The organism is Thalassotalea atypica (genome assembly GCF_030295975.1).
Taxonomy (GTDB): Bacteria; Pseudomonadota; Gammaproteobacteria; order Enterobacterales; family Alteromonadaceae; genus Thalassotalea_F; species Thalassotalea_F atypica.
Map to the genome: position 1 here is coordinate 851,751 of NZ_AP027364.1, position 16,044 is coordinate 867,794.

The 16,044-nt window shown below is 40.8% G+C and carries 18 protein-coding genes; 15 read left to right on the forward strand and 3 right to left on the reverse strand.

The window, feature by feature from the left end:
* The first annotated feature begins 103 nt into the window (after positions 1-103).
* Entirely contained in the window at positions 104-565 is a 462-nt protein-coding gene (locus QUE03_RS03955; RefSeq protein WP_286265326.1) for an LPP20 family lipoprotein, read from the forward strand.
* Between the two features lie 126 nt (positions 566-691).
* Here the strand turns inward: QUE03_RS03955 and QUE03_RS03960 are convergent, their stop codons facing one another.
* The 3 genes from QUE03_RS03960 to flgA all read right to left on the reverse strand — a co-directional run bounded on the left by QUE03_RS03960 (position 692) and on the right by flgA (position 2,208).
* Positions 692-1,123, reverse strand: a complete 432-nt coding sequence (locus QUE03_RS03960) for a flagella synthesis protein FlgN (protein ID WP_286265328.1) — start codon at positions 1,121-1,123, stop codon at positions 692-694.
* Positions 1,124-1,134: 11 nt separating this feature from the next.
* A complete protein-coding gene (flgM, locus tag QUE03_RS03965) occupies positions 1,135-1,446 on the reverse strand; it encodes a flagellar biosynthesis anti-sigma factor FlgM (RefSeq protein WP_350227403.1) in 312 nt (103 codons plus the stop codon).
* A 69-nt stretch (positions 1,447-1,515) separates the two neighbouring features.
* On the reverse strand, positions 1,516-2,208 hold the full coding sequence (flgA, locus tag QUE03_RS03970) for a flagellar basal body P-ring formation chaperone FlgA (protein ID WP_286265330.1): 693 nt from the start codon (positions 2,206-2,208) through the stop codon (positions 1,516-1,518).
* A gap of 164 nt (positions 2,209-2,372) precedes the next feature.
* On the opposite strand from flgA, the gene QUE03_RS03975 reads away from it, so the two are divergent.
* The 14 genes from QUE03_RS03975 (at position 2,373) to QUE03_RS04040 (ending at position 15,918) form a co-directional block, all read left to right on the forward strand.
* On the forward strand, positions 2,373-3,302 hold the full coding sequence (locus QUE03_RS03975) for a chemotaxis protein (RefSeq protein ID WP_286265332.1): 930 nt from the start codon (positions 2,373-2,375) through the stop codon (positions 3,300-3,302).
* Positions 3,303-3,338: 36 nt separating this feature from the next.
* Positions 3,339-4,172, forward strand: coding sequence for a CheR family methyltransferase (locus QUE03_RS03980; protein ID WP_286265334.1), 834 nt, complete (start codon positions 3,339-3,341; stop codon positions 4,170-4,172).
* Positions 4,173-4,236: 64 nt separating this feature from the next.
* A complete protein-coding gene (gene flgB / locus QUE03_RS03985) occupies positions 4,237-4,635 on the forward strand; it encodes a flagellar basal body rod protein FlgB (protein WP_286265335.1) in 399 nt (132 codons plus the stop codon).
* 2 nt (positions 4,636-4,637) lie between these two features.
* Positions 4,638-5,057: a flagellar basal body rod protein FlgC gene (gene flgC, locus QUE03_RS03990; RefSeq protein ID WP_286265336.1), complete on the forward strand. Its 420-nt coding sequence runs from the start codon at positions 4,638-4,640 to the stop codon at positions 5,055-5,057.
* Positions 5,058-5,076: 19 nt separating this feature from the next.
* Positions 5,077-5,763, forward strand: coding sequence for a flagellar hook assembly protein FlgD (locus QUE03_RS03995; protein WP_286265337.1), 687 nt, complete (start codon positions 5,077-5,079; stop codon positions 5,761-5,763).
* Between the two features lie 29 nt (positions 5,764-5,792).
* Positions 5,793-7,157 (forward strand): flagellar hook protein FlgE, encoded by a 1,365-nt coding sequence (gene flgE, locus QUE03_RS04000; protein WP_286265339.1) that lies wholly within the window; start codon positions 5,793-5,795, stop codon positions 7,155-7,157.
* A 125-nt stretch (positions 7,158-7,282) separates the two neighbouring features.
* Positions 7,283-8,026 carry a flagellar basal-body rod protein FlgF gene (gene flgF / locus QUE03_RS04005; RefSeq protein ID WP_286265341.1) on the forward strand — a complete coding sequence of 248 codons (744 nt, stop codon included), beginning with the start codon at positions 7,283-7,285 and terminating at the stop codon, positions 8,024-8,026.
* A gap of 24 nt (positions 8,027-8,050) precedes the next feature.
* Entirely contained in the window at positions 8,051-8,839 is a 789-nt protein-coding gene (flgG, locus tag QUE03_RS04010; RefSeq protein WP_286265345.1) for a flagellar basal-body rod protein FlgG, read from the forward strand.
* 15 nt (positions 8,840-8,854) lie between these two features.
* Positions 8,855-9,538, forward strand: coding sequence for a flagellar basal body L-ring protein FlgH (gene flgH, locus QUE03_RS04015; RefSeq protein ID WP_286265349.1), 684 nt, complete (start codon positions 8,855-8,857; stop codon positions 9,536-9,538).
* A gap of 32 nt (positions 9,539-9,570) precedes the next feature.
* Positions 9,571-10,668, forward strand: coding sequence for a flagellar basal body P-ring protein FlgI (locus QUE03_RS04020; RefSeq protein ID WP_286267750.1), 1,098 nt, complete (start codon positions 9,571-9,573; stop codon positions 10,666-10,668).
* Between the two features lie 23 nt (positions 10,669-10,691).
* A complete protein-coding gene (gene flgJ, locus QUE03_RS04025) occupies positions 10,692-11,693 on the forward strand; it encodes a flagellar assembly peptidoglycan hydrolase FlgJ (RefSeq protein ID WP_286265352.1) in 1,002 nt (333 codons plus the stop codon).
* Between the two features lie 50 nt (positions 11,694-11,743).
* A complete protein-coding gene (gene flgK, locus QUE03_RS04030) occupies positions 11,744-13,753 on the forward strand; it encodes a flagellar hook-associated protein FlgK (RefSeq protein ID WP_286265355.1) in 2,010 nt (669 codons plus the stop codon).
* Between the two features lie 9 nt (positions 13,754-13,762).
* Positions 13,763-14,980 carry a flagellar hook-associated protein FlgL gene (gene flgL, locus QUE03_RS04035; RefSeq protein WP_286265358.1) on the forward strand — a complete coding sequence of 406 codons (1,218 nt, stop codon included), beginning with the start codon at positions 13,763-13,765 and terminating at the stop codon, positions 14,978-14,980.
* Positions 14,981-15,096: 116 nt separating this feature from the next.
* Positions 15,097-15,918 carry a flagellin N-terminal helical domain-containing protein gene (locus QUE03_RS04040; protein WP_286265362.1) on the forward strand — a complete coding sequence of 274 codons (822 nt, stop codon included), beginning with the start codon at positions 15,097-15,099 and terminating at the stop codon, positions 15,916-15,918.
* Positions 15,919-16,044: the final 126 nt, after the last annotated feature.

A 16,044-nucleotide genomic window follows, 5' to 3' on the forward strand; every position in this document is an offset into this window, starting at 1 on the left:
CTTTCAAGTTTAGTGCTGTTAGTTGGTATAAATCGTGCTTTATTGTTAATCATAAAAAGCATCATTAAATTGAGTTCAAGCCAATTTTTTTGGGAGTGTGGTAATGAATAAATTAAAACTTGCGCTGGCAGCGGTAGCGGCATCGACAATAATGTCGTGCTCTTCTGTTTATGACACTCATGTAGAGTGGGAGCCTGTGGCGCCAAGTTCATACCCGGTATTACACGCGGTTGGTTATGCTCCAATTAGCTTGCAAAAATCTGAACATCAAACACAAAAAATGTTGATGGCCGTTAAGGCGTCAAAACTGGCGGCCTACGCTGAATTGGCAGAGCAAGTGTATGGACAACATGTAACGGGTAATACAACGATGGCTGATTTGGCAATTAATAATGATCAGCTGAAAGCGTCAGTACAAGGCGTGATTCGTGGTGCGAAAGTGATAAAGAGCTACCCAGTAGGAGATACCTACGCGACAGAACTATCGATGGATTTCAAAGAGGTTTATGACATTTATATCACTTCATTAAAGCGCAAGAAAATTAAGGACGTTACCTATTACTAGCAATTTGTTATTGCGTTTAATAGCTAATTATTAAAGAGAATCGAAACAATAAAAAACCGCTCATTTGAGCGGTTTTTTATTGTCTGTATATTGAAACCTAGTAGCTTTTATGAGGCTAAGTATAGCTTAGGCTTTTATCCCTAAACTACTAAGGCCAGCATGCTTTTTGCCTTTGCTGTCATAGGTCATGGATGATTTATCACGACTTTCTAATAAAGCGGACTTCATACGTTCTATAGCTACTTGAGAGTGAGCAACTATCTGCCCATTAACTTCGTTAAGCTCTTTACATCTTTGTAAACAGCTTTCTACATCGTTTAATCGCTCAGATAGTTGGCCACTGTTTTTTTGTTGTATAAATACTTGGCTGGTCGCGATGGTTTGATCGTTTGTCTGAATATCAGCTAAAAGTTGCTCTTTTACCTGAGAAAGCGCAATTAATGCTTCTGAGTCACGCTGTTGGAGTACTTCTTTTTCTTGAACTAACAACTTTTCCAATTGGCTAAGTAGGTTAAATTGTTCTTCTAATAACGGATTTGAAGTACCTTGGTCACTCATGGTTTACCTTTTTAAATTAAATCAAACTCGAACTTTGCAATACTTGCAGCAAGTTTTTCAGGGTTAATTTTATATTCACCAGCTTCGATGGCTTTTTTAAGTTCATCTACTTTTTTCTGGTTTATTGTTGGTTCTTGGTTACTTTTACTTTGTAACTCACTCATCTTTTGAGCCTGTGGCGTCAAAGAGACAGAATCTTGGCTTGCTTTAGGTTGCTGAGCCGTTGCAGTTTGCTGTGCTTGTGCCTTTGCTTCTGCTTGGTTTTTCAAGTTCTGGTTAATTGGGTTGTTGTTACCCAAGTTGTTGATATTTATAGCCATCATAATATCCTACATCAAAAATTTAATTCTACTTCCCTTTTATCGGCATTTTGACGTAAACCTTAACTAAAACTACAAATTAATTTTTACACTATTCAAGCCGCTTATCCGAGCGTTAACTAGTTTACCAGAACGTTCATTTTTTACCTTAATTTTATCGCCCACATAACCGTTCATCATCGCCACTCCTGCCGTTCTGATGCTTAGAGCAGCAGAATGAGCTTCAATAGTAACAGAGTCGCCTTTACATACTACGCATATGTTTCTACGAGAGATGGCACTGCCTGAAGATAAATTTCGTCTACTTTTTGCACCGATAAGCTCAACTGTAGAAGTGAGTTTTTCGCCTCTGATTTTTTTTTCATCAATAAACTTAACGCCAATGTTGTCGCCAGTTAATAGGCTGCCTTTATCAATGGCGGTCAACGCCACTACTACAGGGCTCATAATTTTTACCCTAGCTGGGATATATAAGCTCCAAGGCGTCGAATCAGCACAACTAATTTCAACATTTACATTCCTACTATTATGATTTTCAGGTATATTTGCACTTAACTCTGAAAAACACGGTTTTATAGTTACTCGGGGATCAATTGGAGAGATTGAGACAGAAATTTGTCTATCGTCTGTAGAAATTAATGATGATTCAAGCGCTTGTTTAGCAAAATTTTCTATATAGTCATGATCAAAAATTTGCGCATGGCTAAATTGAGCTAAACTTGCCTGTAGAAGTAAAAATGTTAGAAAAAGCTTTATTTTACGCATAAATTTTTTATATACAGATTAGGGAAAAATAAATACTCGTCTATGCTTATATAAAGCAACAATGACGAGTAAAGTGTCAAAGTTTGGTCGTTTAGTCACATACTTATTTAGTGTAAACAAGAATTGTGCCTAATTTTGGATGCATGGTTCTATAAGAGGTTTTTATGGCAGGTATTTTAGATTCAGTTAACCAACGTACTCAACTAGTGGGTCAAAATAGGTTGGAGCTGTTGCTGTTCAAGTTGGTTGGCCGTCAACGATTTGGTATTAATGTTTTCAAAGTACGCGAAGTGCTTCAGTGTCCTCGATTAACCGCATTGCCTAACCAAGATCCCTATATTAAAGGTGTTGCGCACATTCGTGGGCAAACAATTTCAGTGATTGATTTAAGTAAAGCAACAGGTGGCTCTGAAATAAAAGACACTGAAAATTGCTTTATTATCATTGCTGAATACAACCGTAGTGTTCAAGGCTTTTTGGTTGCCGGTGTTGAGCGTATCACTACCCTAAGTTGGCAAGATATCATGCCGCCACCAGAAGGTGCGGGTAAATCAAGTTACCTGACCGCGGTAACTGAAATTGACAATGAAATGGTGTCAATTTTAGACGTGGAGAAAATCTTAAATGAGATCAGCCCTGTTTCTACGGAGTTAAGTGAAGACGTTGTTGATGAATCTGTTGGTGAAAGTTTAGGTGAGCGTATGATCATGATCGCTGACGACTCTACCGTAGCAAGAAATCAAGTGCGTAGAGCTTTAGAGCCGCTGGGGCTGAAAATGATCTTGGCCAAGAATGGCCAAGATGCCTTGGATCAATTGCGTGCGATTAGTGATGATTGCGATACCTGTATCAGTGAGAAAATAGCACTGCTTATATCTGATATTGAAATGCCTGAAATGGACGGTTATACGTTAACGGCTGAAATTAAAAATGATGATAAATTGAAAGCCATGCCGGTTATTTTGCACACCTCTTTAAGTGGTGTATTTAATAACGCTATGGTTGAAAAAGTAGGCGCTGAAGATTTTATCCCTAAATTTCATCCTGACGAATTAGCTACCGCTGTTAAAAAGTGGTTGGCGATTGAAGAATAATTAACTGTTGCTAAGTTATAAATAGGAATTCTATTAGTGTCACCACGACAGCTTGACGATAAAAGCTATCAAGATTTTCGCACGTTCTTAGAGCAACAGTGCGGCATTGTCTTAGGCGAGAATAAACAATATCTTGTTAAAAGCCGCCTCGCACCACTCATGGCAAAATTTGACGTTGAGTCGTTAGCTGAGTTGGTAAAGCGTACCTTAAGTCCGGTAGAGCGGCAGTTACGTGCCGCAGTTATTGATGCAATGACCACAAATGAAACACTGTGGTTTCGCGATGACTACCCATTTGAGTTACTTAAATCCAAAATATTACCTGAGTTTGCCAATCACCGAATGCCACTGAAAATATGGTCGGCAGCTAGTTCATCTGGCCAAGAGCCTTATTCTATAGCGATGTCTGTGCTTGAGTATATCCAGTCAAAGCCGGGGTCATTTTCTCGCGGGGTACAAATTACAGGCACAGATATTTCAAATACTATGCTTGAGCATTGTAAATACGGCCATTATGACTCTTTGGCATTGGCTAGAGGGCTATCCACGGAGCGAAAACGTCAGTTTTTTGAACCGGGTGATAATGGTATGTTAAAAGTAAAAGACAATGTAAAAAAATTAGTTAATTTCAGGCCATTAAACCTGCTAAATAGTTACAGCTTAATGGGACGATTTGACATAGTTTTTTGTCGAAATGTACTGATATATTTTGCGCCTGAAGTTAAAGCGCAAATCCTTTCTCAAATTCATGGTGTGTTAAATCCAAACGGGTACTTGTATCTTGGCGCATCGGAATCACTTTCTGGATTAAATCAAAATTTTGATATGGTTAGGTGCAATCCAGGCATCATTTATCAAAAACAATCATAAATTTGACACTTTCATTGGCATAAATATTGAATAGCTATCTCTAATAGATTGGAGGTAGCATTTTATGGCGATTAATTTTGATAAAGCATTTGGGATCCATCCGCAAGGGATGGTGCTACGTGCAAAGCGCGCGGAAGTCATAGCAAGTAATATTGCGAATGCAGACACGCCAGGCTACAAAGCCAAAGGGATGGACTTCAAAGAAGCCCTTGCCAATGCCACCAAAAACCAACAAATGGGCATGTCCCGAACCAATGAAAAACACTTTGATACTCGTATGGAACTCAATAATGGGATCGATTTTCGTATTCCCGACCAACCTGATACGGGAGATGGAAATACCGTTGATGCACAAGTGGAACGAAACTTGTATCTACAAAACTCATTAGAGTATCAAGCCAGTGTTCAATTTTTGAATTCAAAAGTGAAAGGCTTGAAAAAAGCAATTTCTGGAGGGCAATAAGCATGAGTTTATTTAACGTATTTGATATCAGTGGCTCAGGTATGAGTGCGCAATCACTACGTCTTAATACCACAGCAAGTAATATTGCCAATGCAGACAGTGTCAGTAGCAGTATTGACCAGACTTACCGCGCACGGCATCCGGTTTTTGCCGCAGAGATGCAAAAAGCTGCCGCTGGTAGCGGAGAGGCCGTAGGGGTGAGCGTCTTAGGAATTGTCGAAAGTGATAAACCATTAAACGTCGAGTATTCACCAGAACATCCTATGGCTGACAAAGACGGTTATATATATAAACCGAATGTGAATGTAATTGAAGAAATGACTAACATGATTTCTGCATCTCGTTCATATCAAACCAATGTTCAACTTGCTGAATCAGCAAAAAACATGGTGAACAAAACCTTAACACTTGGCCAACGATAAATTGAGAGTGAGATAACTTATGGATTCAGTTAGTGGTGGCGGTGTATTAGATTCAATTCGGTGGCAGCAAGAAACAACCAAAGTTGCCAGCGAAGATGACGGTATGCTGACCCAAGAAGACTTTTTTGCACTGATGACTCAAGAGCTTGCGCATCAGGACCCAACAAAGCCTGTAGAGAACAATGAAATGATCTCTCAAATGACAGCTTTTTCGACTACCGATGGTGTAGCGCAGCTAAATGATCAATTTACCCAATTTGCGAATTCGATGTCATCTAGCCAAGCGCTTCAAGCGTCATCCTTAGTGGGGCGCAGTGTGTTAGTTGAAGACAATGTATTTGCGCTGAATGAAGGTGAAGAGGTCAAAGGTAAAATCGTTACAGATTTACCGGCTAGTAGCGTCAATATCTATGTTGAAAACACGGCCGGTGAAATTATTCAAACTGTTCCTGTTGGTAATTTTGCCGCAGGTGAACATGCCTTTACTTGGGATGGTATGACTTCAAGTGGCGAATCTGCACCAGCAGGTGCATACAGGTTTAGAGTTGCGGGCCTTGTTGATGGTCAAGCGTCAGAGTTACAAGCAATGACCTATCGTAAAGTAGATAGTGTGACGTTAGCAGGTGCTGGCGGCAATATTCTATTAAATTTAAATGGCGGATCATCTATGGCTTTAGCTGATGTTGTCGAAGTTTCTGAAGGTTAATTCAGCAAAATTTTCTAAGAGGTGAATTTATGTCTTTTAATATTTCATTAAGTGGTTTAAACGCGGCGCAAAAAGATTTGGATGTTACGTCAAATAACATTGCAAACGTTAATACTACAGGTTTCAAAGAGTCACGTGCTGAATTTGTCGATGTTTATGCAGCATCACTACTTGCTGGTGGTAAAACTAAAGTAGGTGATGGTGTACTGACCGCAGACGTTGCTCAGCAATTTGCACAAGGTAGTATAAAATTTACCAATAATGCATTGGATTTGGCGATAACCGGCAATGGCTTTTTTGCCACTGTACCGGAAATTGATAGTTTAGAAAAAACGTACACTCGTGCCGGTGAATTTAAGTTGAACGCCGATAACTTTGTGGTGAATTCAAGTGGAGGTCATTTACTTGGTTTTCCTGTTAACCCTGATGGCTCATCCTCATCGGTAGCGTTGAGTACCGCAGAGCCCATTCGTATTCCAACAGCCTCTGGGGCACCTCAGCAAACCGGTGAAGTTGATATCCGAATGAATTTACCTGCTGGAGATGCATATATCACTGCTGCACCTGTTGGCTTTGATCCGACAGATCCTTTAACTTTCAACCATTCTACGTCAATAACGATATTTGATTCTTTAGGTGATAGCCACATTATGACCTATTACTTTGTTAAGGAAGATCCTGCGGTAACTCCAGCGACAAGTGAATGGACAATGTATACCGCAGTCGATGGTATTATGGTGGATGTGCCAGGGGGTACAAATAATATTGCCAACCCTACATTGGCTAACGATCCTGGCGGCCCAGCAACAATAAATGGCGCTACGCTGAGCTTTAGCTCTGGTGGTGATTTTGTTGCACAAAGCCCAGCTTTGATTACGACTGCCGCACTTAATGCAAACATATTGACTAATGGTGCAGATACAACACAAACAGTGATAGTAGATTTCAACCTTGATACTGCTGGACCTAACCCAAATGAACCTACTCAGTTTGCTTCAAATTTTGAGGTGACAAGTTTGGAGCAAGATGGTTTAGCTGTAGGTCGTTTAACAGGTTTAGATATTGACGCTGATGGTTTAGTCCGTGCAACGTACAGTAACGGTACATCTGAGCCATTATCGCGTATTGCCCTTGTAAATTTTGCTAATAATCAAGGCTTGACTCAAGTTGGAGGAACTTCATGGAAGGAAAGTTTAGTATCTGGCGAGCCTTTAGCCGGTGAAGGTGGTTCAGGCACGTTTGGTACAATAAATTCGTCAGCATTAGAACAATCGAACGTTAATTTAACCTCAGAGTTAATCGATTTGATTTCTGCGCAACGAAACTTCCAAGCGAACTCCCGTTCTTTAGAAGTAGATAATCAGTTGAACCAAACGATTCTACAAATTCGTTAACAATAGCTAATATTCCATTTTAAAAGGCTTAAACTGTTTTGTTTAAGCCTTTTTTATTGTCCATGGTATTAGTATGGCATCAGTATTGCATTTATCTATTCATAACAGTTTAACTAGGATTCACTATGGATAAGATGCTCTATGTTGCGATGAGTGGTGCTAAGCAAAACATGCATGCCTTATCAGTGACAGCAAACAACTTAGCCAACGCCAAAACTACGGGTTTTAAAGCCGATTTAGCGCAGGCGAGAACCATGCAGGCCTTCGGCGAAGGCATGCCAACCCGTGTGTTTGCTATGACTGAACGTGCCAGCCAAAATTTTGACAGCGGTTCACTCTTGTCCACCGGTCGAGATCTAGATATTGCCATAGAAGGTGATGGTTGGTTTGCCGTGCAAACTGCTGATGGTAGTGAAGCATATACCCGAGCGGGTCACTTAAAACTTACAGATACCGGCGCATTAGAAACCAATAACGGCGATTTAGTCTTAGGTGAAAGTGGACCTATATTTTTGCCGTTGCCAGTTAGAAATATTCAAATATCACAAGACGGTAGCATCATGGTCCAGCCTGAAGGGGCCCCATCAACCATACAAGATGAGGTTGCGCGACTTAAGTTGGTGAGACCAGACGTTACAATGATTGAAAAAAGCAACGATGGCTTATATCGGCGAAAAGATGGTGCGAATGAACCCGCAGACATCACAGTTAAAGTACAAAGTGGCATGCTTGAATCAAGCAATGTTAGTCCTGTCAACGAAATGACCGATATGATAGCCATGCAACGACAATTTGAAATGCATCTAAAGCTAATGAAAACAGCTGAAGAGATGGATGAACGTGGCTCTGCATTATTGCGTGCATACTAATTAAATATTTTATTGAGGTGATTTATGAACCCAGCATTATGGATCAGTAAAACAGGCTTAGATGCACAAACAAAAGACATTGCAGTTATTTCAAATAACTTAGCGAATGCGAGTACGGTTGGCTTTAAGAAAAGCCGAGCTGTATTTGAAGATTTACTTTATCAAAACATTAATCAGCCTGGCGGGCGCACGTCTCAAGATACCGAAGCTCCATCAGGTTTAATGTTAGGTGCAGGTACCAAAGTAGTTGCGACGCAAAAAATTCACAGTCAAGGTGATATGGTCACTACGGACAATCAGCTTGATTTAATGATTCAAGGTGAGGGATTTTTTGAAATCCTTTTACCTGATGGTTCATCATCGTATACGCGTAATGGTCAGTTCACTATGGATGAAGAGGGTAACGTAGTTACCCCAGGTGCAGGTTACCAATTGCAGCCACAAATCACTATTCCGGAAGACGCAACATCTATTAACGTTTCTCAAGACGGCGAAGTGTCCGTTCGTATTCAAGGGCAAGCTGAAAATGCGGTCGTTGGGCAAATCAATACGGTTAATTTTGTTAATCCAACGGGTTTAGAGCCTGTTGGACAAAACTTATTTGTTGAAACAGCCGTTTCAGGAGCACCACAAGAGGGAACGCCTGGGCTTGAAGGATACGGGATGTTAGTTCAAGGCGCGTTAGAAACATCAAACGTAAACACTACGGAAGAATTGGTTAACTTAATTGAATCTCAGCGTATTTATGAAATGAATTCAAAAGTGATTTCAGCTGTAGATCAAATGTTAAGTTACATTAACCAACAACTTTAGCTTTAAGGGGGGCATATGAACAAACTCATCTCAAGCTTATTTATTGCATCTGTGCTTTGTGGTTGCGCTTCGCCTCAACAAGCGAAAATTTTACCTGATGATCCTGATTTTGCGCCTATTTTGCCTGAAGCTGAAGAAGACTCAGTGATTCCAACGGGTTCTCTATTTAAAGTTAACTACGTTAATAATATTTATTCAGACTCTAAAGCACATCGAGTTGGCGACATAATTTCAGTGGTGCTAAGTGAAAGCACACAGGCAAAGAAAAATGCTAAAACAGAACTGAAAAAAGAAAACAGTGCCAACTTACAGCCAATCACAGGCTTTGGTGGTACTCCAATAAACTTCAAAGGTGACTCAATACAATTTGGTTTAGACCAAGAGTCTGATTTTAAAGGTGATTCAAAATCAGATCAGGGTAATAGTTTAAGCGGTAACATTTCTGTTCACGTGTTACGCGTTTTACCTAACGGTAATTTAATGATCCGTGGTGAGAAATGGATGACGTTGAACAACGGTGATGAGTACATCAGACTCACCGGTATTATCAGACCGTTAGACATTAAATCGGATAATACGATTTTGTCACAAAAAATTGCTAATGCACGCATTCAGTATGCCGGTACAGGAACTTTTGCTGACGTTCAAGAACAAGGCTGGTTGACTAAGTTTTTTAACAGCTCTTGGTGGCCGTTGTAGCTTATAGGTATATGAGGAGTATCTAAATGAAAATGTTAGTAAAATCATTACTAATCTCGGTATCTATAACTTTACTGTGTCTCTCAAATTCTGCATTAGCACAACGAGTTAAAGACTTGGCAGATGTACAAGGTGTGCGTTCAAACCAACTTATCGGTTACGGTCTCGTGGTAGGCTTGCCGGGCACAGGTGAGCAAAGTCCTTTTACTGAGCAAAGCTTTAAAACCATGCTCAGCAATTTCGGCATTACTATGCCGCAAAATTTAAAGCCAAAAATCAAAAACGTTGCTGCTGTTGCCGTTCATGCTGAATTACCCGCATTTGCAAAACCAGGTCAAAAAATCGATATCACGGTTTCTTCGATGGGCAGTGCACAAAGCTTAAGAGGCGGCACACTATTGCAAACTATTCTGATGGGGCTTGACGGCAATGCTTATGCCGTTGCACAGGGCAGCTTAGTGGTCAGTGGCTTAGGGGCTGAAGGGTTAGATGGCTCTAAAATAGTTGTTAACACGCCTACCGTTGGCCGTATTCCAAATGGTGCTATGGTCGAGCGAGAAGTTAAATCTCCTTTTACAAGTGGTGATCACATCACGTTGAACTTACGCAGCTCTGATTTTACTACCGCAAAACGATTAGCTGATACTATCAATGATTTTGTCGCAGGAACGGCAAGGGCCGTGGACGCAACCTCAATTAAAGTATCTGCGCCAAGAGATGCCTCAGACCGCGTTAGTTTCCTGTCTATGCTCGAGAATCTAGAGTTTGAACCGGATACACCTTCTGCGAAAGTGATTGTAAACTCTCGTACAGGAACCATAGTTATTGGCTCAGAAGTGCGCTTGCTTGCCGCTGCAATTACCCATGGCGGAATTACAGTGACTATTAATGAGCAACAGGATGTGTCACAACCAGATGCATTTGCAGAAGGGGATACAGTATTAACCAATAATTCAGTAGTTGACGTTAACCAAAACGATTCTCGCATGTTTGTATTTAACCCCGGTGTGACATTAGATACCTTGGTCAGAGCCATAAATGATGTGGGGGCGGGACCAGGAGATGTGATGGCCATTCTTGAAGCATTAGAGCAAGCTGGCGCATTGCGCGGTGAGCTGATCATTATTTAAAGCGAAAAGGCTGGGTGATGACAATGGATACTAAATTAGCAGACGCACGCAACTTTCTTGATTTAAACGGTTTAAACTCAATCCGTGAACAATCTCGTGGTGACGATAAGGCATCAAAGGATGCAGCGTTAAAAGAAGCTGCTCAGCAATTTGAAGGTATCTTCATGCAAATGTTGCTCAAAAGTATGCGCCAAGCTGAAGATGTTCTTGCATCAGATAGTCCATTTAATTCACAAAGCACCAAGTTTTACCGCGATATGCAAGATCAACAAATGGCACTTGAAATGTCGACTAACGGCACTTTAGGTTTATCAGACTTAATCGTTCGTCAATTAGGTGGTGATGATAGCTTTACCTCTCGCTCGGTGTTGCGTACTGAGAATAATGATTTTAGTGTTAGAAATGCACAAGTTAATGCGAAAAGCGGTGAGCTGGATCAATTGGCTCAGCAGTTTTTCAATCTCGGACAAGCGTCAAATAATCGTCATCAAAATAACTCAAATGCGGTTGAGGCTAACGAGCAAACCAAAAAAGACGTGTCAAATTCTCCTCAATATAAAGATCCTAAGGATTTTGTCACCGCGCTTTCAAGTTCTGCGAAAAACGTACAGCAATCCCTTGGGGTACCATTTGAGGTTGTAATCGCTCAAGCGGCCTTAGAAACTGGCTGGGGACAGAAAATTATTAAAAATAGCGAAGGCCAAAGCTCAAATAATTTGTTTAATATTAAAGCCGACCAACGATGGGGAGGCGATAAAACAAGTAAGGAAACACTTGAATATGAGCAAGGCACGTTGGTGAAGAAAAATGAGCCATTTCGAGTATATCAAACCATAGAAGACAGCCTCTCCGACTATGTTTCTTTTTTATCCACTGGTGAGCGTTATCAGGATGCATTATCAAAACCAGACAATGTGGAACACTTTCTGCATGGATTACAGAAAGCAGGTTATGCGACCGATCCCAATTACGCGAATAAAATTTTAGGGACATTACGTAAAGTCACAAGCCTGCTCTCTGACTAAATGTAGCGCAAAGGTTTCGAGCGATTTCGAGACTTTTAGGAGTGTAGGACATGTCTATCAATTTGTACCAAACTGGCGTCAGCGGTTTATTAGCGGCGCAGCAACAGTTGGCTACAACTGGCCACAACATTGCCAATGTAAATACTGAGGGATACAACCGTCAGCGTGCTGAGCAACAAGCTGCAGTTGGAGACCCTTTTGGTAACAACTTTCTTGGTTCTGGTACGTACATTCAAGACGTTACGCGCATTTATAATCAATTTTCCTATAAAGAACAGTTGTTAGCTACTAGTACTCTAGGTGGCGCAGAATCATCACATGAAAGCTTAAATCAATTGAATGAAATTATGAGCTTTTCTGGAAATGCGGTGATGAATTCAATTGATCGATTTTATCAAGCCGTTAACGGTATTGCCGACAACCCCAGTGATTTGGGACTACGCAGTATTGCACTAACCCAAGCTGAAATTTTGGCGTCGGATTTTAATTCACTGAACGAAAACTTTGATCAACTAGAAAAATCTAATAACGGTGAAATAGATCAAATTGCTAAGCAAATTTCTGAAATATCGGTTGAGCTGGCTAAGATCAATGAAGCCATATTACAAAACGATAGCTTTTCTACATCAGGTCAACCTAATGACTTGTTAGACAAACGTGACATCTTAGTCACTGAGCTAGGGCAATACGCGAAAGTAAACACGGTTACAGATCAAAATGGCGTTATGACCGTAATGATTGGTGGCGGAAATACGTTAGTTGCAGGCATCACAGCCTTAACTGTAGAAGTTAACGCAGGTGATCCAGATCCTAATCAAACTACATTGTCGCTAGTCGGCCCCAATAGTAAGGTGGCGATCGATGAGCGCTCTATTGGCGGCTCATTAGGCGCCAAAATTTCATTTCGTGACAATGATCTTATGCAGATTCGAAGCGAAATTAATCGTATCGCCATGGGAATCTCTGAAACCTTAAATGCAGCTCAAGCAGATGGCTTAGACCTGAATCAGCAGCAAGGCAAAAACATATTTACTGATATAAATGCGCCGGTATTGGCAAGCTCTCGAGTTTTAGAGCTATCAGGAAATTCCGCTGGTGTCAGTGCGATAGTGAATATTACCGATATTACGTTAGTGCCGACGGATGAATTTGAAATTCAATATGACGGTGCCAACTATCAAATGACAAACAAACGTGATGGCACAGTAACTAACCTAGGCGCTGCAGGCAGCGGTACCTATGCAACGGCATTTGGTTTTGAGTTCGTTGAGACTGGCGCGGCCCCAGTAGCTGGCGATGCTTTTGTCATTCGTCCTACAGAAAACAGTGCATCTTTAATAGCTGTTACCCTTAATGACGGCTCAGGAATTGCGGCAAGTGCAGCCATTGAAATTCAGCCATCAGACAACAATGTTAGTGCGGGTAAAGTTGAAATTACTAATATGTCAGATCCTGTAGCGGCGAGAGCGATGATGCCAATGCGTGTCGATGTGTTGGAAAATCCTCCAGGCTCAGGCACTTACACTTATCAATTGTATGATAATGCGGGGGTAGCAACAGGCCCTCTTACGAGTTACACACCGCCTGTACCGCCAACAGCGGTGTTTGATGTTCCTGCATTACCTGCACTGCCACCAGCAGCAGCAGGCACAGGCCTATTCACCATTGAAATTTCCGGTACTCCTTCTGGCTCATTCCCATCATCACCAGAACAATTTGTGATTGCAGATGCATTCGGCGTCGGTAATGGCAACAATGCAGTGACCATGGCACTGACACAAGAAGCAGGTGTACTAAATTCAGGGAACGAAACCTTCACTCAAAGTTTAGGTATCTCCACAGCAGATGTTGGCTCAAAAGCAAAATCTGCAGAGCTTGTTTCAGAAACCGCAGAGTCTTTACATACACAAGCGTTTAATCGAAATCAGGCAACATCTGGGGTTAACCTAGATGAAGAAGCGGCTAATTTAATGCGATTCCAGCAAGCCTATCAGGCGGCGTCTCAAATTATTTCGACAGCCAATACTATATTCGACACGCTACTTTCTGTAGCAAGGTAGGGATTTTTTATGCGCGTTTCAACAGCTCAATTTTATTTTCAAAATAGTTTGCAACTGAGTAATCAGCAATCGAATGTGAACGATCAAATAAAGTATATTTCTAGTGGTAAAGACGTGTTGACTGCTAAAGATGATGCTGTTGCTTACGGCACATTGACAGGCTACAAAAGTGAGCTTGGAAATATAGACAAATATCAACGAAATATTACGCAGGCTGAAAATAGAAACAGTTTGCAAGACACCTCTTTCGATAATGCTGAACGAGTTCTTCAGCAACTAAAGCAGACTTTTATTCAGGCAAATAATGGTACATTGTCAGATGAAGACTTAGCGTCATTAGGCGATTTAATTCTGAACAGTCAGAGCGAACTCCTTGATGTAGCGAATTCTAAAGATGAAACAGGCGGTTATATATTCTCTGGTTATCAAATTGATGTGCAGCCATTCGCCATCCAACCAGACAATACTGTCTCTTATCAAGGTGATAGTGGTGTAAGAGAGCTTCAAATCGCTAAAAATGTCATGGTTGAAACAAATCAACCAGGCGATGATGCATTTGTAAATGTTAAAAATGCGCTGGGTGATTTTTCACCAATATACAATACAAATACATCAGGGATTTCAGTTAATAAAGCTGAAATTAATAACCCTAGTTTGAATAATGTTACACCGGGCGCAGGTTATCCGCCTAACTATAATTTTTCTTTCACATCTTCTACAGATTTAACGGTAACAGACGCTGACGGTGACGTCATGTTTAATACCACAACATACACCCCAGGGCAGTTGATTTCCTTACCGAATGGAATGGAAGTTCAAATAAACGGCAACCCATTGCCGGGCGACAACTTTGACCTTGCACCAGAGCAAAATATAAGTGTGTTTGACACTGTTAAGCGTGCAATTGATTGGGTGAGTGTTGGTGCTAATCCTACGAACTCTGCTCAACATGCCGTTGACTACGGTGAAATACTCGAGCAAATAGACGCGTCACTTAACCACATTACGTCTAGAAGAACAGAAGCAGGTGTAAGGCTTCAACTTATTGAAAATCAAGGTGATAATCATCAGGATACGGTGCTTTACCTGGAGCAAGGTCGTTCAAATATTGAAGACTTGGATTTTGCAAAAGCGGTTGCAACCTTTGAGCAATCACAGGTTGCACTACAAGCCGCGCAGCAAACATTTGTTCAAGTGAAAAATTTGAGTTTGTTTAACTATATTTAATTATTGGCACGCATGATGCTTTATTAATTATGCGTCAATAAAATAATGAACTGTGGTTCCTACATAATGTTGTTATCAGCAATGAACCACTACCTAAAACTTAGGAGATGATAGCAATGGCTTTAGTCGTAAACAGTAATATTGCATCTTTGAATGCTCAGCGCCAATTAAGTCGCTCAACAGATGACTTACAGGTTAATTTTCAACGTTTATCATCTGGTAAACGAATCAACAGTGCAAAAGATGATGCAGCGGGCCTGCAGATATCTAGTCGTTTAACTGCACAAATAAATGGTTTAAACCAGGCTGCTCGTAATGCTAATGATGGTATTTCATTGGCTCAAACAGCTGAAGGGGCATTGGACGAATATACTAATGCTTTACAGCGTATGCGTACGCTTGCTGTACAGGCATCTAATGGTTCTAATAATACAAGTGACAGAGCTGCACTGCAGGCTGAGTATGCGGAATTAGCAAGTGAATTAACCCGCATTGGTCAAGATACAGAGTTTGGTGGTGTACAGCTATTGACTGGTAGTTATGATGAAGGATTCCAGATTGGTGCTAATGCTGGCCAAGTCATCTCAATCACGATTTCGCAGAATTTTAATGCTACCTCTATTGTGGCTGGTGGTGTTGGTTCCATTGGTGGATTCTCTGCAGCACAAAGTGCAATTGATCGAATGGATACCGCATTGAAGAATGTAAATGACGTTCGCGCTGAACTTGGTGCGAAACAAAACCGTTTCTCTTCAATTATTCGAAGTAACACAAATACAGCTGAAAATGTTTCAGCATCGCGATCACGTATCGAAGATACAGACTTTGCTCATGAATCCGCAGCGCTTGCAAGAACAACAGTATTGCAACAGGCTTCAAGTTCAATGTTAGCGCAGGCTAATCAGCAGCCGCAAATAGCGTTATCCCTATTACAATAATAGATATTTATAGTTTCTATTGCATAAAAAACCTTCTTTGGAAGGTTTTTTTATGCAAAAAAATCAGTTACTTGAATAATTTTAGTGAATTTTTTTAACTATTTTCATAAAAAAGCTTAAAGCTTT